At 39.3% G+C, this 21,204-nt stretch carries 16 protein-coding genes; 7 read left to right on the top strand and 9 right to left on the bottom strand.

What is annotated here, in order from left to right:
- Nucleotides 1-170: 170 nt before the first annotated feature.
- A complete protein-coding gene (locus MB09_RS00350; RefSeq protein WP_045078889.1) occupies nucleotides 171-1,148 on the top strand; it encodes a ribonucleotide-diphosphate reductase subunit beta in 978 nt (325 codons plus the stop codon).
- Between the two features lie 136 nt (nucleotides 1,149-1,284).
- On the top strand, nucleotides 1,285-1,686 hold the full coding sequence (locus MB09_RS00355) for a four helix bundle protein (protein WP_045078890.1): 402 nt from the start codon (nucleotides 1,285-1,287) through the stop codon (nucleotides 1,684-1,686).
- Nucleotides 1,687-1,711: 25 nt separating this feature from the next.
- On the opposite strand, the gene MB09_RS16070 is transcribed toward MB09_RS00355, so the two are convergent.
- Complete coding sequence (locus MB09_RS16070) at nucleotides 1,712-1,876, bottom strand: hypothetical protein (RefSeq protein WP_165586659.1); 165 nt, start codon at nucleotides 1,874-1,876, stop codon at nucleotides 1,712-1,714.
- 12 nt (nucleotides 1,877-1,888) lie between these two features.
- Between MB09_RS16070 and MB09_RS00360 the strand changes: the two genes are divergently transcribed.
- Nucleotides 1,889-4,303: a ribonucleoside-diphosphate reductase subunit alpha gene (locus MB09_RS00360; protein ID WP_045078891.1), complete on the top strand. Its 2,415-nt coding sequence runs from the start codon at nucleotides 1,889-1,891 to the stop codon at nucleotides 4,301-4,303.
- Between the two features lie 76 nt (nucleotides 4,304-4,379).
- Here MB09_RS00360 and MB09_RS00365 read toward each other — a convergent pair whose 3' ends face one another.
- The 3 genes from MB09_RS00365 to MB09_RS00375 all read right to left on the bottom strand — a co-directional run bounded on the left by MB09_RS00365 (nucleotide 4,380) and on the right by MB09_RS00375 (nucleotide 8,875).
- Nucleotides 4,380-5,156: a hypothetical protein gene (locus MB09_RS00365; protein ID WP_045079306.1), complete on the bottom strand. Its 777-nt coding sequence runs from the start codon at nucleotides 5,154-5,156 to the stop codon at nucleotides 4,380-4,382.
- 194 nt (nucleotides 5,157-5,350) lie between these two features.
- The gene (locus MB09_RS00370; RefSeq protein ID WP_045078892.1) at nucleotides 5,351-7,594 is read right to left on the bottom strand and encodes an inorganic phosphate transporter; all 2,244 of its coding nucleotides are present in this window, start codon (nucleotides 7,592-7,594) and stop codon (nucleotides 5,351-5,353) included.
- 78 nt (nucleotides 7,595-7,672) lie between these two features.
- Nucleotides 7,673-8,875: a porin gene (locus MB09_RS00375; RefSeq protein ID WP_045078893.1), complete on the bottom strand. Its 1,203-nt coding sequence runs from the start codon at nucleotides 8,873-8,875 to the stop codon at nucleotides 7,673-7,675.
- Between the two features lie 399 nt (nucleotides 8,876-9,274).
- Between MB09_RS00375 and MB09_RS00380 the strand changes: the two genes are divergently transcribed.
- Nucleotides 9,275-9,634 (top strand): hypothetical protein, encoded by a 360-nt coding sequence (locus tag MB09_RS00380; protein WP_045078894.1) that lies wholly within the window; start codon nucleotides 9,275-9,277, stop codon nucleotides 9,632-9,634.
- Nucleotides 9,635-9,705: 71 nt separating this feature from the next.
- Here MB09_RS00380 and MB09_RS00385 read toward each other — a convergent pair whose 3' ends face one another.
- A complete protein-coding gene (locus MB09_RS00385; RefSeq protein WP_045078895.1) occupies nucleotides 9,706-12,537 on the bottom strand; it encodes a TonB-dependent receptor in 2,832 nt (943 codons plus the stop codon).
- A 92-nt stretch (nucleotides 12,538-12,629) separates the two neighbouring features.
- The gene (locus MB09_RS00390; RefSeq protein WP_045079307.1) at nucleotides 12,630-13,877 is read right to left on the bottom strand and encodes a hypothetical protein; all 1,248 of its coding nucleotides are present in this window, start codon (nucleotides 13,875-13,877) and stop codon (nucleotides 12,630-12,632) included.
- A gap of 188 nt (nucleotides 13,878-14,065) precedes the next feature.
- Between MB09_RS00390 and MB09_RS00395 the strand changes: the two genes are divergently transcribed.
- Nucleotides 14,066-15,394, top strand: coding sequence for a deoxyguanosinetriphosphate triphosphohydrolase (locus MB09_RS00395; RefSeq protein ID WP_045079308.1), 1,329 nt, complete (start codon nucleotides 14,066-14,068; stop codon nucleotides 15,392-15,394).
- 167 nt (nucleotides 15,395-15,561) lie between these two features.
- Nucleotides 15,562-18,162 (top strand): T9SS-dependent M36 family metallopeptidase, encoded by a 2,601-nt coding sequence (locus MB09_RS00400; protein WP_045078896.1) that lies wholly within the window; start codon nucleotides 15,562-15,564, stop codon nucleotides 18,160-18,162.
- Nucleotides 18,163-18,213: 51 nt separating this feature from the next.
- On the opposite strand, the gene MB09_RS00405 is transcribed toward MB09_RS00400, so the two are convergent.
- Complete coding sequence (locus MB09_RS00405) at nucleotides 18,214-19,992, bottom strand: 1-deoxy-D-xylulose-5-phosphate synthase (protein ID WP_045078897.1); 1,779 nt, start codon at nucleotides 19,990-19,992, stop codon at nucleotides 18,214-18,216.
- Nucleotides 19,993-20,114: 122 nt separating this feature from the next.
- On the opposite strand from MB09_RS00405, the gene MB09_RS00410 reads away from it, so the two are divergent.
- Complete coding sequence (locus MB09_RS00410; protein WP_045079309.1) at nucleotides 20,115-20,564, top strand: nucleoside deaminase; 450 nt, start codon at nucleotides 20,115-20,117, stop codon at nucleotides 20,562-20,564.
- A gap of 54 nt (nucleotides 20,565-20,618) precedes the next feature.
- On the opposite strand, the gene MB09_RS00415 is transcribed toward MB09_RS00410, so the two are convergent.
- Nucleotides 20,619-20,816, bottom strand: a complete 198-nt coding sequence (locus tag MB09_RS00415) for a cold-shock protein (protein WP_045078898.1) — start codon at nucleotides 20,814-20,816, stop codon at nucleotides 20,619-20,621.
- Between the two features lie 96 nt (nucleotides 20,817-20,912).
- Nucleotides 20,913-21,158 (bottom strand): hypothetical protein, encoded by a 246-nt coding sequence (locus MB09_RS00420; protein ID WP_045078899.1) that lies wholly within the window; start codon nucleotides 21,156-21,158, stop codon nucleotides 20,913-20,915.
- Nucleotides 21,159-21,204: the final 46 nt, after the last annotated feature.

Here is a 21,204-nt window from a genome sequence, read left to right on the forward strand (position 1 = left end):
ATTATAAGAATATTAGAAAAAATGATTTCAATTTTTTTGTAAACTTTTTATTTTTTATGTTGAAAACTTTGTTAAAAAAGACAAAACAATTCATCTGAAATAACCTTTTAATTTCTTCATATTTGTTAGTCCCAAGTATCAATAAATTTTAATCTAAAAACAAAGGACTTATGAGTGCAATTGAACCAATTTTACAGGAAAACAAAAACAGATTCGTAATATTTCCCATTCAACACCACGACATTTGGGACTGGTATAAAAAAAGCGAAGCCAGTTTTTGGACAGCCGAGGAAATTGATTTGCACCAAGACCTTACCGATTGGACCTCAAAGTTAAATGATGACGAGCGTTATTTCATAAAGCACATTCTTGCTTTTTTCGCCGCTTCTGATGGCATTGTGAATGAAAACCTTGCTGAAAATTTCGTAAACGAAGTACAGTACAGCGAGGCAAAATTCTTCTACGGTTTCCAGATTATGATGGAGAACATCCACAGTGAAACCTATTCTCTTTTGATTGATACGTACGTAAAGGATGAAAAGGAAAAAGACCAGCTTTTCAACGCCATTGAAACTTTTCCGGCAATTAAAAAGAAAGCAGATTGGGCTTTGAAATGGATTGAGAGTGATTCATTCGCGGAGCGTTTGATTGCTTTTGCTGCGGTTGAGGGCATTTTCTTCTCCGGGGCTTTCTGCTCTATTTTTTGGTTGAAAAAGCGCGGCTTGATGCCCGGGCTTACTTTTTCAAACGAATTGATTTCCAGAGACGAAGGCGTTCACTGCGACTTTGCCGTTCATCTTCACAACCACCACTTGGTGAACAAAGTTTCTAAAGAGCGCATCCGCGAGATAATTGTTGACGCTTTAAATATTGAACGTGAGTTTATTACCGAATCACTTCCCGTAAGTTTGATAGGGATGAACGCCAAATTGATGACCCAATACCTTGAATTTGTAACCGACAGGCTTTTGGTGGAATTGGAATGCGAAAAGGAATACAACGTTACCAACCCATTTGATTTTATGGATATGATTTCGCTTCAAGGGAAAACCAATTTCTTCGAAAAGCGCGTAGGCGAGTACCAAAAAGCTGGGGTTACAAACAAAGACAAGGAATCAAACAAAATCAGTTTCGACGCGGAGTTTTAGATTATTGATACTTGGTAGATACTAAGTGGATACTATAGATTCTAAATTGATTCTATTGTAACTTCCCAACAAACAACAGCCTCAACAGTATCAACAGCATCAATAGTATCAACAGCATCAATAGAACCATTTCAAAATGAGTTATAGGAATTTACAGATTTGGCAGCTTGCTCGATTGCTTGTTATTGATGTACATAATATGTCTTTAAATCTTCCTGTATTTGAAAAATTTGAAGTTGGGAGCCAAATTAGACGGTCTGTAAAATCTGTAAAATCAAATATTGTAGAAGGATATGGTAGAAGAAGATATAAGCAAGAATACATTCGGTTTATGGTTTTTGCGCTTTCTTCAAATGATGAAACAATAGATCATTTGGAAACACTATATGAAACGAAGTCCTTAAAAAATGAAGAGTTGTATCAAGATTTACACAAAAGAACAAAGCAATTAGGAATTAAAATCAACAACTTTTTGCAAAGTATAGAAAAGAATCACAATAAGTTCGATGATTTGAATGATTATATGGATACTAAGTAGATACTAAGTGGATACTAAGTGGATACTAAGTGGATACTATAGATACTAAATTGATTCTATTGTAAACATCAACAGCATCTACAGTATCAATAGTATCAACAGCAACAACAGAATCAATAGCATCCATAGCAACAACAGAATCAATAGCATCCATAGCAACAATAGTATCAACAGTAGTATCTAACCACAAAAATTAAGAATTATGAATGTAGTAAAAAGAGACGGCCGGAAAGAGCCCATAATGTTTGATAAAATTACGGCTCGCGTGCGCAAACTGTGCTACGGTTTAAACGAATTGGTAGATCCCGTAAAAGTAGCAATGCGTGTAATTGAAGGGCTTTACGACGGTGTAACAACCAGCGAGCTGGATAATTTGGCTGCGGAAATTGCCGCAACAATGACCACTTCGCACCCGCATTACGCACGTTTGGCGGCTCGAATCTCTGTTTCCAACCTTCATAAAAACACCAAAAAATCATTTTCGGAAGTGATGACGGATCTATACGAATACGTAAATCCGCGTACCGGAAAAAAAGCGCCATTGTTGAGTGATGAGGTTTTTGAGGTAATAAAAAACAACGCTGAGGAACTGGATTCAACCATCATTTATAACCGTGATTTTGGGTACGATTATTTCGGTTTTAAAACTTTGGAACGCTCCTATTTGCTGAAACTGAACGGAAAGATTGCAGAACGTCCACAGCATATGTTGATGCGTGTTTCCGTAGGAATTCATATGAACGATTTGGCAGCAGTGAAGGAAACCTATGAGTTGATGTCGAAGAAATATTTCACCCACGCAACCCCGACACTTTTCAACAGTGGAACTCCGAAACCGCAGATGTCATCCTGCTTTTTGCTTACAATGAAGGACGACAGCATCGATGGAATTTACGATACGTTGAAACAGACCGCAAAGATTTCACAATCTGCTGGCGGAATTGGTCTTTCAATCCACAACGTTCGTGCAACGGGTTCTTATATATCCGGTACCAATGGAACTTCAAACGGAATTGTGCCGATGCTTCGCGTTTTTAACGATACCGCGCGGTACGTGGACCAAGGCGGCGGAAAGCGAAAGGGAAGTTTTGCAATTTATGTAGAACCTTGGCACGCTGATATTTTTGACTTTTTGGATTTGAAGAAAAACCACGGAAAAGAGGAAATGCGCGCCCGCGATCTTTTTTACGCCATGTGGATTCCAGATTTGTTTATGCAACGCGTTCAGGACGATGCCGAATGGACATTGATGTGCCCAAACGAATGCCCCGGACTATATGATTGCCATAGTGAGGATTTTGAAGCACTTTACCATAAATATGAAGCTGATAACAAGGGCAGAAAAACCGTAAAGGCCCGTGAGCTTTGGGAAAAAATCCTGGAATCGCAAATTGAGACCGGCACGCCGTATATGCTCTACAAAGATGCCGCAAACCGAAAGAGCAACCAGAAGAATTTGGGAACCATTCGTTCTTCAAATTTATGTACCGAAATTATGGAATACACTTCCAAAGATGAGGTAGCGGTTTGTAATTTGGCCTCCATCGCACTGCCTATGTTCGTGAAAAATGGCGAATTTGACCATAAAGAACTTTTCAAAGTAACCAAACGTGTAACCAAAAACTTGAATCGCGTAATTGACCGAAATTACTATCCGGTTATTGAAGCGCAAAACTCCAATTTCCGCCACCGTCCGGTTGGGTTGGGAATTCAAGGTTTGGCAGATGCTTTTATCATGCTTCGTTTACCGTTTACCAGTGATGAAGCCAAAAAATTGAACCAAGAAATTTTTGAAACGCTCTATTTTGCAGCTGTTACTGCTTCTATGGAAGAAGCGAAGGCAGATGGTCCCTACGAAAGTTATAAAGGCTCACCTATTTCCGAAGGATTATTTCAGCATAATTTATGGGGAATAAAGGACGAAGAGCTCAGCGGCCGCTGGGATTGGGGAAAACTGCGCAAAGACGTAAAAAAGCACGGCGTTCGCAACTCACTTTTGGTAGCACCGATGCCGACTGCTTCCACGTCGCAGATTCTTGGAAATAACGAGGCGTTTGAGCCATACACTTCAAATATTTACACCCGTCGCGTACTTTCGGGAGAATTTATTGTTGTGAACCAACACCTTTTGGAAGACTTGGTTGAACTTAGTTTGTGGAATGAGGATTTAAAGGAAGAAATTATGCGCGCCAATGGTTCTATCCAGGATGTTGAAATAATTCCGCAGGAACTGAAGGAACTTTATAAAACCGTGTGGGAACTTTCTATGAAAGATATTATTGATATGAGCCGCCACCGTGGTTATTTCATTGACCAAAGCCAATCGCTGAACCTATTTATGGAAAACGCAAATATGGCAAAACTAACCTCGATGCATTTTTATGCTTGGAAAAGCGGTCTTAAAACCGGAATGTATTATTTACGCACGAAAAGTGCCGTGGATGCTATTAAATTCACACTTAAAAAGGAAGAGAAAAAAGAAACCGTTGGTGCCGAAGTTGAGGCAATGGCAACAAAAGATGTTTCCACTAAACCAATGACGCCACAGGAATTGCGCGAAATGCTGGCACAATCCAAAAACGCTCCGGATGATGATTGCTTGATGTGCGGATCTTAAATTTTGGAATAGTTTTATAATGGAAAAAGCCCTTGTTCAATTGAGCAAGGGCTTTTTCGATTTAAGAAGAAATTATTTATCCTTCGTCGGAAGGCAGGGACATTCTGGTATATTCCAGCACGAGGGCACTCAGCCAATCCCAGTTAATTGATTTGTACGGATATTTCGCCATAAACTCGGCATTGTCGCCAAATAGTAATTCATAATTTTCCTCAAAATCACTTTTTGGCAGCCAGAATATTTTATCGCCCTTCTGAACGTAGTACGATTTCACAACACCGCCACCAATGGTAGGGCCGGGGCCCATTTTAAAACCTTTTGATTCTTTGGCAAATGGATCGTGATAAACCGAAATTATTTGGCTGAATTCGGGATTTATCAGTTGCATCAAAAATTCCTTTTCGTCTTTTTTGTTTTTTAGGGAAACTTTTTGGTTCACAAAATAAATCTGGTCATTGCTGGTCAATTTTTTTGCGCTGTTTCTTCTTCCCATCCCATAATTGCTGAACTTTTGGGAAACCTTTCCGAATTTTTCCCATCCGCTGGCGTAAAGGTAAGCCTCGGCAATCTGCGATGCATCGTAGGTTTCTTTTTTGTCGGTAATACTGTCCTTAAAGACCATTTGGGCAATCTGCCCTTTTTTGGTTACAATGCCTTTGCAGTAGCCCTTGTGTTCGGAACCGTCCTTCATAATCACGGTCGATACTTTTTTAGTGGCAGGTTGGTCAAAACCTTCGTTGAAATAATAGGTTTTTAACATGTCCTTTTCCTCGTCGCTATATTTAACCTTGTCCTGCGCAAAGCCAAAGCTGCAGGCCATTAATAGTACGATTGATAAAAATTTTAGTTTCATAATGTTGAGATTTATTGGTTGCTGAAACAATATTCCAACATTAATTTGAAACGGAGAATTATTTTGGTGAAAAATCGGTTCCGAAAGCATCAAAATACGGCAGATGCCCTATAAAGTTTAACGACACTTCAAATTTTAAAAAGAAAAAGGAGCCCGATTCGGACTCCTTTTTGCTAAAGGTGTTCTAGAATTTACTACGCTTTCTTATAACTGGTGTAATATTCTTCCATCAAGTTCATCAAGGCCGTTACCAGATCTTTAGTTTCAAGCAATAGGCTGAAATACAAAGTGGTGTTTTTAGGGCTTGACTCCTCGGTGCGGGTTCGGGCTATTTGCTTTTCAATTTTATTTGAAAGGCTTGCGAAGATTTCGTCTTTCTTCTCAAGTACATTCCCGATGCGCTGGAATTCCTTTTTGTGGAAGATGTCCTCAATTTCATTTAAAAGCTCTTCCAAATGGTTGTCTATTTCCTGAAGATCCTTTATTTGGTTGAAACGAAGCGCCTTGTGATTGTTGTTCACGTGCTTGTAGCTCGCCTTTGAAATAAATTCCAGCGACTGTACAACATCGGTTAGATAGCCGAGGATGATAATGTAGAAATTGCTTCCGCGAACGCTGGTCTCGTCCAGATTCTTGATAAAGTAGAAAATATTGTCTCGCAGTTCTTCAACTTCGTCATTAAGTTTATTTACGCCTTTTTTGCTCTTTTTCAGTTTTTTGGTGTCCTGTTTGGCAAGACCACGAAGCATATCAGTATAAATTTTATTTGAGCGTGAGACTACATTGCTAATGTTTTCAGCACTTTCCTGGATAATCCCCTGAACGGTTTTGCTTTCGGTCTTTTTCAGTCCGCTTTTGTCCAGTTTCAATTTCACCTTATTTTTATGTGAAAGATAATTTCGAACCAACAAAAGGATGGCCAATAGCAGCAATACGGCAATCATGGCGCCCCTTCCAATATAGATTAGGTATGCCAGCGTGCCGGCAGCCGTAAAGGCCACAAACGCGGTAAAGAACCATCCGCCTATTACATTCATAACCCCTGCCACGCGATAAACGGCACTTTCGCGGCCCCAAGCCCTATCGGCAAGTGATGTACCCATGGCTACCATAAAGGTTACATAGGTGGTGGAAAGTGGTAGTTTCATAGAAGTTGCCGTAGCGATCAAAATACCCGCAACCATAAGGTTTATGGAAGCACGGATCATGTCAAAGGCAGGAAGTTCGTAGGTTTTGTGCTTTGGAAGATTTACTACAGGTTTTTCAAAACGCTTATCTATTTTTGTTTGAAGCGATTTCGGAATAATAAATTCAAAATAAGTTGCAACCTGTGTACTCGACTTTACCAAAAAGCGCGAAAGCATATTGGGACTGAACTTTTCGTGCCCTTCGCCTTGGCGGGCTAGGTCTATCTCGGTATCAGAAACGGTACGTGCTTTTTTGGAAAACCAAAGGGTAAGTACCATAATACCACCCGCAATAAATAGAAGCAAGGGTTCTGCGGGCACCTGATCTGCCAGACTGTGCATGTTGTAATCTGAAGCCGCCACCCCGGAAGCTGCCCAATCTATGTAACTATGGTAGGCCGCCATCGGTACGCCTATAAAGTTTACCAAATCGTTCCCCGCAAACGCAAGGGCAAGACTGAAAGTACCTACAGCAATTACGATTATGAGAATATTCTTCTTGAAAATCATCATAAAAAGCTGTGAGAAAACCGTCCAGAATATGAAGCTACCGCCGATAAGCAACCAAGTGTCGCTTTCAATAATGTTTTTAAAACTTCCGTAAAATGGCGTACCCTTTAATCCTTTTACGAGGATGAAATAACTAATACAGGTAAGGGCCAAACCACCAAAAATAGCCCCGAAATATTTCATTTTTCGCTCAACGTGGAAGGTAAATACTAGCCTCGACAGGTATTGAACTACTGCCCCCACGGTAAAAGCAATCACAACCGAAAGTAGAATTCCTGTTATAATTTCTACCGCTTTTTCGGTATTGATGTATTTTGTAATTGCTGAAATTGTCTCTGCATCGTTATGGCCAATTTTTATCAATGCCATAATTACAGCGGCACCCAAGAGCTCAAAAACGATGGAAACCGTTGTAGATGTAGGTAAACCAATAGTATTAAAGAAATCCAGCAGTAAGATATCGGTAATCATTACTGCCATGAAAATAATCATTATTTCATCGAAGTAAAATTCTCCGGGGACAAAGATGCCCTTTCGCGCAACTTCCATCATTCCACTGGAGAAAACGGCACCAATGAAAATACCTAAACTGGCTATTATTAAAATAGTCCTAAAGGAAAGTGCTTTAGAGCCAATGGCTGAGTTTAAGAAGTTTACGGCATCATTACTAACGCCAACCACTAGATCTGCAATTGCAAGCGCGGCAAGTGCAACAATCATTAATAAATAAATATTATCCATTCTAGTTTTAATTAAGTTGGTGCAAATTTCCCATATAAAATAGGATTGATTGTTACCAAATTGTTATCTGTATTTTTCTTAAAAATGAAGGTCAAAACCCAGCCTGTATTCCAAAGAGCTGCTTTCACCCGCAATGGTTGAATATGATAAATCTGTTTGAATTTTTAATTTATGGCCCACTATATATTTAGACCCTCCCAAAGTATATTGATTTTGTGTGTCATTGGAAGAAAATGTATTGTCTGGCAAAATAGTGGTAAAACGTCCGGAAATTTCCCAATTGTTTTTAAAAACATAGCCTCCTTGAAAATTGAGCCCTTGCCCCGTATAAACCTCCTGCTCTGTAATAGAACCATCACTATTGATTACTAGAGGGTTTTCAGCATCGCGATAACTATATTCTCCCATTAATGAAAACCCGTTATACTTAAACATGGCATCCACAAAAATGGTACTTATATTGGTTTCGTAAAAACCGATATCATTGCGCATATAGCTGCCTTGATTGCTTCGGGTTTTTACGGCATTATTGTTAAAATCATAGGTGGCGCCAATGGCAAGTTTTGGCGTTTTTTCGCGATAAATGTCGCCGCCAATATAATCTCCTTTTTTGGTGAACTCGCCAAAAGGCAATAATTCTACGCGGGTTGTATATTGAAACCCTCCAATATTTCCGGTTGTAATATTTCTACCTTCTCCCTGTGAAACGGCAAACATTTCGCGAATTAGGAAATTTTCAGAAGCCTTAAAACTATGGTGCAATTGCATTCCAAGGTCCCTGTCAATATTGAATAACCTGTTAAGTCTGGAACGGTCTATAAGCTGAAGATTACCGGAAGATATTACACGTTCCCTGTTCCCGGGAAGTTTTGTCTGTCCTGCCCATAGCTCCAGATTTTTGTAGAACTCCCACATTATTACTGCGTCATAAATGATTCGAGGAGCATTGCCAGTGAATTCTGAAGCTCCTGCCACATCAAAATTTGAAAGGCCTAATTCAATTTTATAGCGCAGCTTTGGAGAATAAGCAAATCCATCAAATTTTAATCTTGCACGGCGGATAATAAAGCTTTGTTCCGGTTTTCCAAATTTATCGCCATCGTGATCCCAGGAAGAATTGGCCCGTACTTGAATTCGTGGCGCAAAACGGACGCTCCACATACTGTCTTTGCCCACAACGTTAAGCATGCCGTCACCAAATTTTGGAACGCTTATTTGTGAATGGACCGCGGAAACACATAAAAATAGAAAACCAAAAAAGAAAATATTCTTTAGGTACATTTTAAAATCGATTATAGTTTTTGTCGCTGCAAAGGACTAAATTTTAAACTAATTGTATGTTTCCGTAATGTTAAGCAACGTTTCTTTAGTTTCTTATAAATTTAATAAAAAAGGGCTGTCCATAACGAACAGCCCCATTTGAAAATCTAGTCGACAAAAACTAAACGATTTCAAAAATTGCCCAATATAATAGGCAATTACAAAGAAAATCTATCGATCATAACTTAGTGTGAAGATAGCTTTACCAAATCATTAAGATATTGATTCGAAACAAAGGATTTTTTTAAAACACTGAAAATAAACAGGTTAAAGGTTTAATGTTAAGTTAACGTTACCAAATGGTTTCGTAAGCGTTAATTTTGTAAATTTGATTATTCTGAAAATCTAAAACTTTGAAAAATGAAAAATTTAATCACCCTTTTTGCAATCGTATTAACAGTTTCAATGGCATTTGCACAAAATGCTAATAAAAACACGTATTATTTGGATGGCAATGTGATTAAGGCAACAATATATCACGATAATGGAACGGTTGCACAAACTGGCTACTATACTGCAGACAATAAGCTAACTGGAGAATGGGTGAGCTATGATTTTAACGGTAATAAGGCTGCCATTGCGCAATATAATAATGGTGAAAAAGTGGGCACGTGGTATTTCTTTACAAATGAAGACATAAAAGAAGTTTCTTATGCTGATGCCCGTATTGCCAAGGTTGTAACTTGGAAATCTGACGATATTCAGATTGTTTCTAATTAAACTCTAATTCTATTATACATAAAAAACCCTAGCTCAAATGCTAGGGTTTTTTATTTTTCAAGTAATCCATTTTAAAATTTGAGTGAGTAGCCCAAACTAATTTCTTGTCCCGGACTCCATTTGGAAAATAGTTGATCCTCTGCTCCAAACGATTGATAAACGCTTTCAATATCGTCATTTAATAAGTTGTCAAACTTTAAGGATATTGTTGAATTTTTGTTTGACCCAAAGCTTTTTGAAATGTTCAGTTTCACATTGTGAAAGGGCATTGTATAAACATCTGCCACATCTCCTGCGCCTACAATTTGAAGGGTTTTTCCCTGAGTATTGTAGAAAAGGCCTCCTTGGAGTCCAGTTTCCACATCTTTATAATTGAAGCCAAGATTTATTAAATAAGGGCTTTGGCCTTGCAATTGTCTATTGTCATCAAGTGTTTCACCGGTACGTAAATTATCTAGCCTTCCTGTCCTTTCGTCTTCACTGTACTGCTGTTGCGATTCTATAAGTGAGAAATTTAAATTGAAATCTATATTCTGTAAACCGCTTATAAACCCGAGATTTTTTCTTATTTCTAGCTCACCCCCAAAAACTTTCGCGTCTCCTAAGTTTAGTGGTGTGTATTGTCCATACGCCCTTCTGATAAATGAAAGTTCAATAGGATCAGTAAAAGATTTATAGAATCCGCTTATTGCGAAGAAATCTCCTGCTTCTCCATATTGTTCGTATCTAATGTCAAAATTATTTACATAAGTAGGCTGAAGGTTTATATTGCCAATAAATGTGGTACTGCTTATTGGGTCAAAAATTTCGGCGAGTGAGGCTTCTTTAAATGAAGGTCTTGCCGTAGTTCTTGAATAGGAAGTACGTATTTTTTTGTTTTCATCTTCATTCAAATCAAAAATTAGATTTGCCGATGGGAAAAAGTCTGATTTTTCTAAAATTTTGGCATCTTCCAGTCTGGTTCCGTCCTGTCTTTCACCTGTGTAAATCAAGTCGAATTTTTCAAACCGCACCCCTAAAGCTGCATTCATCCAATTTGTTACCTTAAATTCTTCAGCTATATACCCTGCTGCGATTTGTATTTTTGAATTGTAAGAATCTGAATCGTTGGAGTCTTGGCGCACATAGGTTCCGCTATTTGTATTTGGGTCATAAATATTTTCTGGGATCAATAGTTGGTTTGGATCACCTCCAAATGTTGCCGTCGAAAAATTAAGCAACGGCAAAGAGTATTTTATTACTTCAAAGTCTCTTTCTTTTTGGGTAAAGGCACCGCCGATTTTAGCTTTTGCTTCAAAGCCAAAAAGATTGTGCTCCTTTTCAAGACCAATTTTTCCGGCAAGATTTAACTCTTCAAGTGATCTAAAAAACCTTGACGCATCGCCAGATTCACTTGGCTCAATTGTAAATACTTCCTCACCCGTATTGGGATTTATTGATACTCTAAATGGAGTTGTGCGAAAATCTTTATCGTCCACCTTGGCAAGGGAGGGCGATAGGTTCCATTCCAAATTCCAGTCATTATTACTGCCAAGGGTATGTGTGCCTTTTAATAGTCCATTTGTAATGGATCTCTGAACGTAGGTAAGGTTGTCTTTTTTAATCGTATTGCTGCTAACTATAAAATTATCCAGCCTAAAAATGCCAGCTTCAGATTCTCCATTTTGGATGTGAAGTACATTAAATTGATATTTTGATTTTTCGGTTTTAAATGTCAACCCACCAAGGGCGCTAATTAAAACGGTGTTGTTTCCTAACTCACCAGTTTGTGTGCGGTCTGCTAAAAGTTCAAAATTAGATCTGTCTGATTCGTCTTTTCTGTATAGCTGGCCATTGATGTATTCATCGTAATACTTTGTTTCATTTCGGTATGACACTGATGCCAAATACCCTAATTTATTTTCGCCTACATCAAATTGATCTCCCGCTGTTATAGCAAAGTTATAGTTCATAAAACTTTGTTCCCGCTCTGCTGCCATTTGTGGGTTAAACCGTTGGGTTAAATCTCGAACAAGCTCTCCGTCCTGTTGCGGTAAAGGCACTTGTTGCGATTGGGGAATAGGATTGTCCCTTAGCCCGTCATCAAAACCTAAAAAGTCTGTACCACTTTTATCTCCTGTTAAGTAGTTGTTTTTGAAATGAAAATCAGCGTTGTAGCCCACTCCAAGCGAAATACTATATTCAGCCCTGCTAGGAATGTCCTTAGTTACGATGTTTATTACACCACCGGTAAAGTCGGCTGGCTGGTCTGCAGTTGCAGATTTGGTAATCAATACATTCTCTAGAATTTGTGAAGGAAAAATATCCAGTTGCAGTGTATTTCTATCAGGATCCAAACCTGGCACTTCCATGCCATTTAGTATGGATTTTGTGTATCGGTCTCCTAAGCCCCTAACATACACGTATTTTCCTCCTTGTACCGAAACGCCCGGAACGTTTTGAACTGCTGAAGCCACATCGCTTGCACCAGTTTTTTTAATGGATTCCAAAGACAAGCCATCCATTAGGGTAACTGAGTTTTTCTGAATGCTTAAAACAGAAGCTTCTGTGTTTTTACGGGCAGTTGTGGTAACAACCACTTCATCCAGTTGTCCAGCAGAAGCATTAAGCGTAACATCAACAGTTGTGGTTTGGCCTGGATTTATTTTTACTTCTGTAATTTCCTTAGTTTGATATCCAACGAACGAGAAAACAAGTGTGTAAGTTCCAGCATCTAACTTTAGGTTGTACTTGCCATCAAAATCAGAGGTTGTTCCCGTTTGTGAACCTTTCACAATAACGTTTGCAAAAGAAAGCACGTCATTATATTCACCATCATTTATAACCCCCGTAACAACACCTGTTTGTGAAAAGGAAATTTGAAATAAAAACATTGCAATAAGCAATGGGAAAATATTTTTCATAAAAATATATTTATAAAATTTGCCCGTCTTCTTTTAGAAAGACGAGCAAATTGCTAATTGATTTAAAACAAGTTAAATGAGAATACAAATTTTTAGAAAGCTCCTTTAGATTGTGTGTAAGTCCAAGTAAAGTTTGAAAGATTGGCTCCTCCTGAATTTCCAGAGTTTGCCCAAGAAGCAGCTCTTTCAGTAAATGATGGATTAAGGATTATCGGTGTTTCGCCTTCGCCAGTTTTTTCAACAAAAATGTCATTTGCGTTAGCAACACCACTAGGTAAGCTTACAGTCCAATTTGAAAACGATAGCTTTCCATTGAGGAAGTTTTGTGCCACTGCATTGTTGTCTAACTCTACATCAGAATCTGCTTTAAAACCTACTGCATAAATGTTTTTTAGGGTGCCCATTGCTCTATCGCGCAAATCTGCATATTCGCCATTTTCTGTAGTAGTATTTCCGATTAACGTGATACCGTCCAGTGTGAATCTTCCTTCCAACGATCCTGCTGGGCCGTCAATTTCTAAAGCGTGGTCTGAAACATTTCCTAAGATTGCTACAGAATTTGAAATTGTACCGGAATAAGCCTCGTCTATATCAAGTGCATCATCACCGCAGGCCCAAACTATTGCGTTTGAAACATTTACAGATCCTCCGAACCACTCGATGCCATCATCTACATTTGCTACAACTTCAATGTTTGAAATAGAAGTTCCTGTTCCCACGGCTCCAAGTGTAAGACCGTTAATTTCATTACCATCCCCAATAGAAGTACCTCCGTGGCGAATGGAAACATAATTTAAAGTACCTGAATCATCTGCATTATCAGATCCTCCATAAAGACCATTCGTGTCACTGGCTGGAATACCTTCAATTTGGTTTTCAAGGGCATCACCAGACAAAGAGGCTTTTGCCTTACCTAATATTATAACACCGCCCCAAAGGCCTCTGTCATTTTCAGTAAGATTAGTGCCAAATTTTTGTCCCAATGCTATATTATCTGCAATTGAAGTAAATATAATTGGCTTATCTGCCGTTCCATTAGCTTCAATTTTTGCACCTCTAGCAATAATAAGCACAGCAGCACTAGCTTCTTGACCCGCATAGGCTTTTATTATTGTTCCTTCATTAATGGTTAAGGTAGCGCCGGAGGTAACTGTTACACGGCCATCAAGTTCCCAAATAACATCATTGGTTAATGTCATGTCTGATGTAATTTGACCAGATAGTTTATTGTTTACGGGATCTGGGTCTGGATCAATAATTGGTCCGTCATCATTACTGCTGCAGCTAACGCTAAGCAGAAGAGCAAAAATCGCTATTAGAGGTAAAAAGAATTTTTTCATTAGTTTCATCTTAATTTTATAGATTAATTTCTTGGGGCAAAGATGGTTCTCTTATGTAAGGTTTGTGTTAAACTGAAGTTACCAGTTCGTCATTTTAGGGTTAGCTAAACGTTAAGCCGAAACCAAAAAAAATTGATTGGTTTGCCTTTTGAAAATAGTATCTTGCCTACAAAATTTTTAAAATTATGATGCAATGGGAACAGTTGCTTTCACTACGGAAGCACGGAGATAAAAACAAAAGACTGAGAATTGAGGAGAACGAGACCCGTTTGGGGTTTGAAGTAGATTATGACCGGGTAATTTTTTCCTCCGCTTTCCGAAGTTTGCAGGATAAAACCCAAGTTATCCCACTTTCAAAGACTTCGTTTGTTCACACCCGATTAACGCATAGTTTGGAAGTTTCCGTGGTGGGGCGCTCATTGGGAAGAATCGTGGGGAAGGAAATCCTCAAGAAACATCCACAATTGCAGGGTGTGCACGGGTATCAGTTTAACGATTTTGGGGCGATTGTTGCTGCCGCTGCCTTGGCACACGATATTGGCAATCCTCCGTTCGGTCACAGTGGCGAAAAGGCCATTGGCGATTACTTTCTGAACGGAAATGGCAAACGTTTTAAAAATCAACTTTCCGAAAAGGAATATCAGGATTTGGTTGCTTTTGAAGGAAATGCCAATGGGTTCAAAATCTTGACGGAATCCAAAAACGGGGTTGAAGGCGGCCTGCGGCTGACCTTTGCAACCTTGGGAGCCTTTATGAAATACCCCAAGCAATCGCTTCCGAAAAAACCCACGTCACACGTGGCCGATAAAAAATTCGGCGTTTTTCAAAGTGATACAGATTTTTTTAATGAAGTTGTTTCCGAACTCGGTCTTTTGAACAGAAACGATAATGGATTTGCCCGGCACCCACTTGCTTATCTCGTGGAAGCCGCCGATGATATTTGCTATACCATTATCGATTTTGAGGATGGCATAAACCTGGGACTGATTGAAGAGGAAATAGCATTGGAATATTTGATAAACCTGGTGAGGGACAGTTTGAAAAAAGATATTTATTCGCGCTTAAGGACCGTGCAGGATCGGTTGGCATATTTGCGCTCACTCGCCATTAATACCTTGATTTCTGAGGCGGCAACAATTTTTATAGAAAATGAGGAAGAAATTTTAAATGGCACTTTTTCCGAAGCCTTGCTGGACAGGAGCCAATACAGAGCCCAAATTGCCGACATTATAAAAATAAGCGTTGAAAAAGTGTATCAAAGCACGGAAGTAACGGAAAAGGAAATAGCAGGGTACACCATTTTAACAACCTTGCTTGAGGCCTTAACTACCGCCTTTGAAAACTATCACAACGAGCGGCTTCGTCATTACGATAAGATTTTGTTGCAGCTTATTGGTTTCAACAGCATGGGGAGCTATTCGGTCTATGACTATTTAATGGAAAGTTGTAGCTATATTTCTCGACTAACGGATGGTAATGCGCTTCAGATTTTTCAAAAAATAAGAGGTAACCTTTAAATTTTAAATATTTTAATGGCTGAAAACTGTTAAAAATTGATATTTGAAGGGTGATATTGTCAATTTTATGATATTTTTAGCAATCCTTTTTTAAGGATGCAATAATCAACATTTTTTAGATAGTCCATATCTATTCTTATTCACCTAAAAACTTAATTTTTAAGCTTATGAAAAAAGTTCTTTACTTAATTATCATTTTTGCTGTAAACGTATCCTTTGCACAGGATTACAGCAATGTGGTAAAAGCGTACCTTCAACAAAATCGATCGCAGCATTCGTTCCAACCGCAGGATATAAATGATATTTCGATAGCCTCGCAGAGTTTTTCAAAGAGCATGCAGGCCCACAATGTTTATGTGGAACAGCATTATCAAGGCATTGAGATTTTCAATTCAACCTCTCCATTCGTGATTAAAGATGGAGCTGTGTACAGTGCTAAAATTTCTTTTACGGATAATATTTCTGCAAAGGTAAACGGTACTACTCCTTCAATATCTGCTGTGGGCGCCATAGGAAAAGCAGCAAATGCCCTTGGCTTGCAGAGTCCTTCAAATCTGAATCTTATTGAAACACTTTCAGATCATAGTTACATTTTCTCAGATGGAAATATTTCCTTGGAAAACATTCCCGTGGAACTGGTTTACCAAAAAATGGAACAAACGGGCAACTTGAAGTTAGCTTGGAATCTGAGCATCTATCTATTGGATGCGTCACATTATTATAGTGTTCGTGTGGACGCAATGACAGGTGAATTATTGGATACTATGGATTGGGTAGTTAGCTGTAATTTTGGCTCAGAATCACATTCGCACGCCAATACGGCGAGCATTCTTTTCGCAAATAAGAGTGAAGCTAGCGCGCCTATTACCAATGCCGCAGCAGCCTATCGAGTTTTTCCATTGCCTTTGATTGGGCCTAATAATGGTTCTGATCAATTAGTTAGCGATCCGGCCGATCCGGTGGCGTCTCCTTTTGGATGGCATGATACCGATGGTGTGGCTGGACCTGAATTTACTTATACAAGAGGTAACAATGTTCTTGCCCAGGAAGATAAAAATGGCAATAACGGGTCTGGAGCAACTGCAGAAGGAGGTCCAACCCTTACATTTGATTTTCCTTTTAATTTACCACAGGATCCAAATTTATTTACCGATGGTGCAATCACCAATCTGTTTTATATGAATAATATGATGCACGACATCTCTTTTCATTATGGATTTGACGAGGAAAGTGGAAACTTCCAAATAAGAAATTATACAGGAGCTCCTGGCGCTGGTGATTTTGTTTTTGCAGATGCTCAAGATGGAAGCGGGCTTAACAACGCCAACTTTGGTACTCCTCCAGATGGAAGTGCTCCTAGAATGCAGATGTTTCTATGGTCTGCACCAGGAAGTGTGCTCGGAACTTTGCTAACCGTAAATAACGGACCTTTAGCTGGATCTTATTACGCCTTTGATTCAAGCTTTGCACCGCCATTAACTACTACTCCTATAACGGCAGATCTTGTTGTGGTGGAGGATGATAACTCTGGTGCTTCTACCGATCCTTATGATGGTTGTGATAATATTACAAATGGTTCGAGTATTGCTGGGAAAATCGCAGTAATACGAAGAGGCGAGTGCAATTTTGCCGTGAAAGTGCAAAGCGCACAGGATCAAGGTGCACTGGCCGTTATAATGGTAAATAACACCCCCTTGGATCCTATCCCAATGGGGGGAACGGGAACCGGTATTACCATTCCGGCTATCATGATCTATCAGGCCGATGGGGAAGCATTAATTGCATCTCTTTTAAATGGTGATACAATTAACGCAACTTTAGTGGACGATGGTTCGGGAGATGATCCGTTCCAGCGCGATGGTGATCTGGACAATGTAATAGTTGCTCATGAATACGGGCACGGAATTTCCAACCGTTTAACAGGTGGAAGACTCCAAGCAGGATGTTTACAGAATCAAGAGCAAATGGGCGAGGGTTGGAGTGATTTCTTCGGATTTATATTAACAATAAAACCTGGAGATACCAGATTTGATGCTCGAGGTACAGGGACATATGCGGTAGGTCAGGGAATTGCAGGCCTTGGATTAAGAACCAAGCCTTATAGTTCAGATTTTGCTGTTAACAATTTCACTTATAATAACATTCGATCACAAGCAGTTCCACACGGAGTAGGATCAGTATGGGCTACCATGTTGTGGGATTTAACGTGGGATTTGATAGATGAATACGGCTTTGATCCAGATATTTACAACGGGACAGGAGGAAATAATATAGCCTTGCAACTAGTTATGGATGGAATGAAGTTACAACCATGTAGTCCAGGCTTTGTAGATGGTCGTGATGCAATTTTAGAGGCAGACCAAATTGCCAATGGAGGTGCTAATAGATGTCTAATTTGGCAAGCCTTTGCAAAACGTGGTTTAGGCTTAAGTGCTGATCAGGGAAGTTCTGGCAGCAGATCTGATGGAACAGAGGCTTTTGACGTTCCTGGGGATTGCCCACTGGGTGTGTCAGATAACGGTGGACTTGAGAAAAATTTCATAGTATATCCCAATCCATCTAACGGTGAGATTACAATTAAATCTCGTGTGGATGTGGGAGAAGCCACCATATCTATTTTTGATATGAATGGAAGAAAAGTTTTCACCCAACAACTGGAGCTACATACATCTGCTAACGTAAATGCTAGTGGACTTAAAGCCGGAATTTACTTAATACAAATAGATGGAGATAACCGCTCTCAAACTTCTAAACTTATAATTAATTAAGTTTGAAAATGATTTTTAAATTAAAAGAGGCTCAAAGGAGCCTCTTTTTTTTTATAGATAGTTTTGAATGATTTTATAAATTTCACCAGAAGAAATTCCCATTTGCATTTGTAGTTCGTCGATCGTGCCGTGCTCTGGAAAGACGTCTGGAACCCCCAGCGTTTTTATATTTTTTCGATAACCGTTCGCGCTGGCAAAGGCAGTAATACTTGTTCCTAAACCTCCTATAAGCGTTCCATCCTCAATGGTAATAATTGTTTTATACTTCTGAAAAACCCGGTGCAATAAATTTTCATCCAAAGGTTTTAAGAAGCCAATATCCACACAGCCAACTCTATCTCTATCAGAAGAATTCAGCAGCTCAATGGCCATTTGCGCATTTTGGTTTGCAGTCCCTATTGTAAGTAGGAGAATATCGCTTCCTTCTTTTAAAATTTCGCCTTTACCAATTTCAATAGCATTAAAGCAGCCCTGCCAATTCAATATTTTCCCCCTTCCCCTGGGATAGCGGATAAAAATAGGTAAGTCTAACCCCAGTTGTGCGGTGAACATTATATTGCGCAATGCTATTTCATCCCTCGGAGCAAAAATGATGAGGTTTGGTATGCAGTTCAAATATGCCAAATCGAATATTCCGTGGTGGGTGGCGCCATCCTCGCCTACAATACCGGCACGATCCAAACAGAAGATTACTGGGATTTTCTGGAGACAAACGTCGTGGATCACTTGATCATAAGCACGTTGTAAAAACGTAGAATAAATATTGCAGAAAACCCGAAATCCTTGAGTAGCCATCCCTGCGGCAAAAGTTACGGCATGTTGTTCGGCAATGCCAACATCAAAAGCGCGTGTTGGGTATGCATCCATCATAAATTTTAAGGAACTGCCGGTGGGCATCGCGGGAGTAATGCCTATGATCTTTTCATTTTGGGAGGCCAGTTCCACCAGTGTTTTTCCGAAAACATCTTGAAATTTTGGCGGGTGCATTTTATCGCTTCGGGGAGGTAGGTCACCTGTGAGCGCATTAAATTTCCCCGGAGCGTGATATGCTACTTGATTTTCCTCAGCCTGTCGAAGTCCTTTTCCCTTGGTAGTAATTACATGCAGGACTTTTGGCCCGGCGACATGTTTAAGTCGCTCCAGTTCTGAAATCACCAAATCTAAGTTATGTCCATCTATCGGGCCGGAATAATTGAAGTTTAGCGCTTCAAAAATATTGTCTTCATTTTTGGTTCCGTTGGATTTTACTTTCGTGAAATAATCTTTTAATGCGCCTACACTTGGGTCAATCCCTATGGCATTATCGTTCAGGATAATTAATAGATTAGTGTCTGTAACGCCGGCATGATTTAACGCTTCAAACGCCATTCCGCTTGCTATCGAGGCATCTCCAACTACTGCGACGTGCTGCCTATCAACCTCACCGTTCAGTCTAGAGGCAATTGCCATTCCGAGCGCAGCGGAAATTGCGGTGCTGCTATGGCCAACCCCAAACGTGTCGTATTCACTTTCGTCTCGTTTCGGAAATCCACTGATGCCGCCAAGCTGACGGTTGGTATGGAAAATTTCCTTTCTGCCCGTTACTATTTTATGGCCGTAGGCTTGATGGCCCACATCCCATACTAAAATATCATCCGGTGTGTTAAAAACGTAATGAAGGGCTAAGGTAAGCTCCACTACGCCGAGACTAGCCCCCAAATGTCCTTCTTTTGTGGCTACAATATTTATTATAAAGTCACGAAGTTCCTGTGCCACTTGAGGCAATTTTTCTTTTGAAATTTTCCGCAGATCTTCGGGAAAGTGAATTGTATTTAGTAAGTTTTTTGGCACGCAGTAAAGATACGGTTATTACGAAATTGTTACTTGGAGAATTCGTTAATTTGTATTTTCGTTTTTATTTATCTGAATGTAAATTACGCAGGTAATAGAACCTATATCCTAAAACTTTGAGCATCATAAATCCATACAACGACGCCTTTTTTATGAAAAAAGCCCTGCGGGAAGCAGAGGCTGCCTATGAGAAGGGCGAAATACCAATTGGTGCGGTGATTGTTATCAATAATCAAATTATCGCCCGGGCGCATAATCTTACCGAAACCTTGAATGATGTAACGGCACATGCAGAAATGCAGGCCATTACGGCTGCGGCCAATTACTTGGGAGGTAAGTATTTAATAGATTGCACACTCTATGTAACCATAGAGCCATGCCAAATGTGTGCAGGGGCTTTATTTTGGAGCCAAATTTCCAAAGTGGTGTATGGTGCGCGAGACGAACATCGGGGATGTATTAACCTAAATACCAAACTGCATCCAAAAACCGAACTAATGGGAGGGATTATGGCCGAGGAAGCTTCGCAACTTTTGAAACGTTTCTTTATCGAGAAAAGGAACTTAAACTAAATAAAAAAGCCTTTCACAGTTGAAAGGCTTTAACAAATCGCAACGTATATCTTTTTAGTCGTGGATTACGCGAACTTGAGCGGCAACCATTCCTTTTCTTCCTTCCTCTTCAACATATTCTACTTTGTCACCCTCATTAAGAGCTTCACCGTTTAAGCCGGTTACATGTACAAAAATGTCCTTTCCGGTTTCATCATTTGTGATAAAACCAAAACCTTTTGATTCGTTAAAAAATTTTACTGTTCCTTCCATTTTAAATAAAAAATAAATTAATAATAGATGCAAATGTATAATTTTTATGATTTCAATTGTTAATAAAATGCAAATATTTTGAGGGAAGGCAAGCGTTTAAATTTTTTTATCTTTCTGATAATCTTGCATCTTTTTGATATTTTCCTTGGTAAGCATATAGTCTTTTACGCTTCTGTTTTTCCATCTGTAATAGATAAAAAGGGGCATGAGCACTAGAAACCCGATCATCAAGGAAAGACCAATTATTAAATTGCCGGTGGCTTCGTCCTCCAGCTTAATATAAAACCCAATGCCCAAACCGATGAGTACTGAAAAAAATAGTGTGAGTAGAAAGTATTTCATTTTCTGTGAATATTCAAACGTTAATATGCTAACGAAACTGTCTCCA

Source organism: Aequorivita vladivostokensis (assembly GCF_000952855.1).
GTDB classification, from domain to species: domain Bacteria; phylum Bacteroidota; class Bacteroidia; order Flavobacteriales; family Flavobacteriaceae; genus Aequorivita; species Aequorivita vladivostokensis.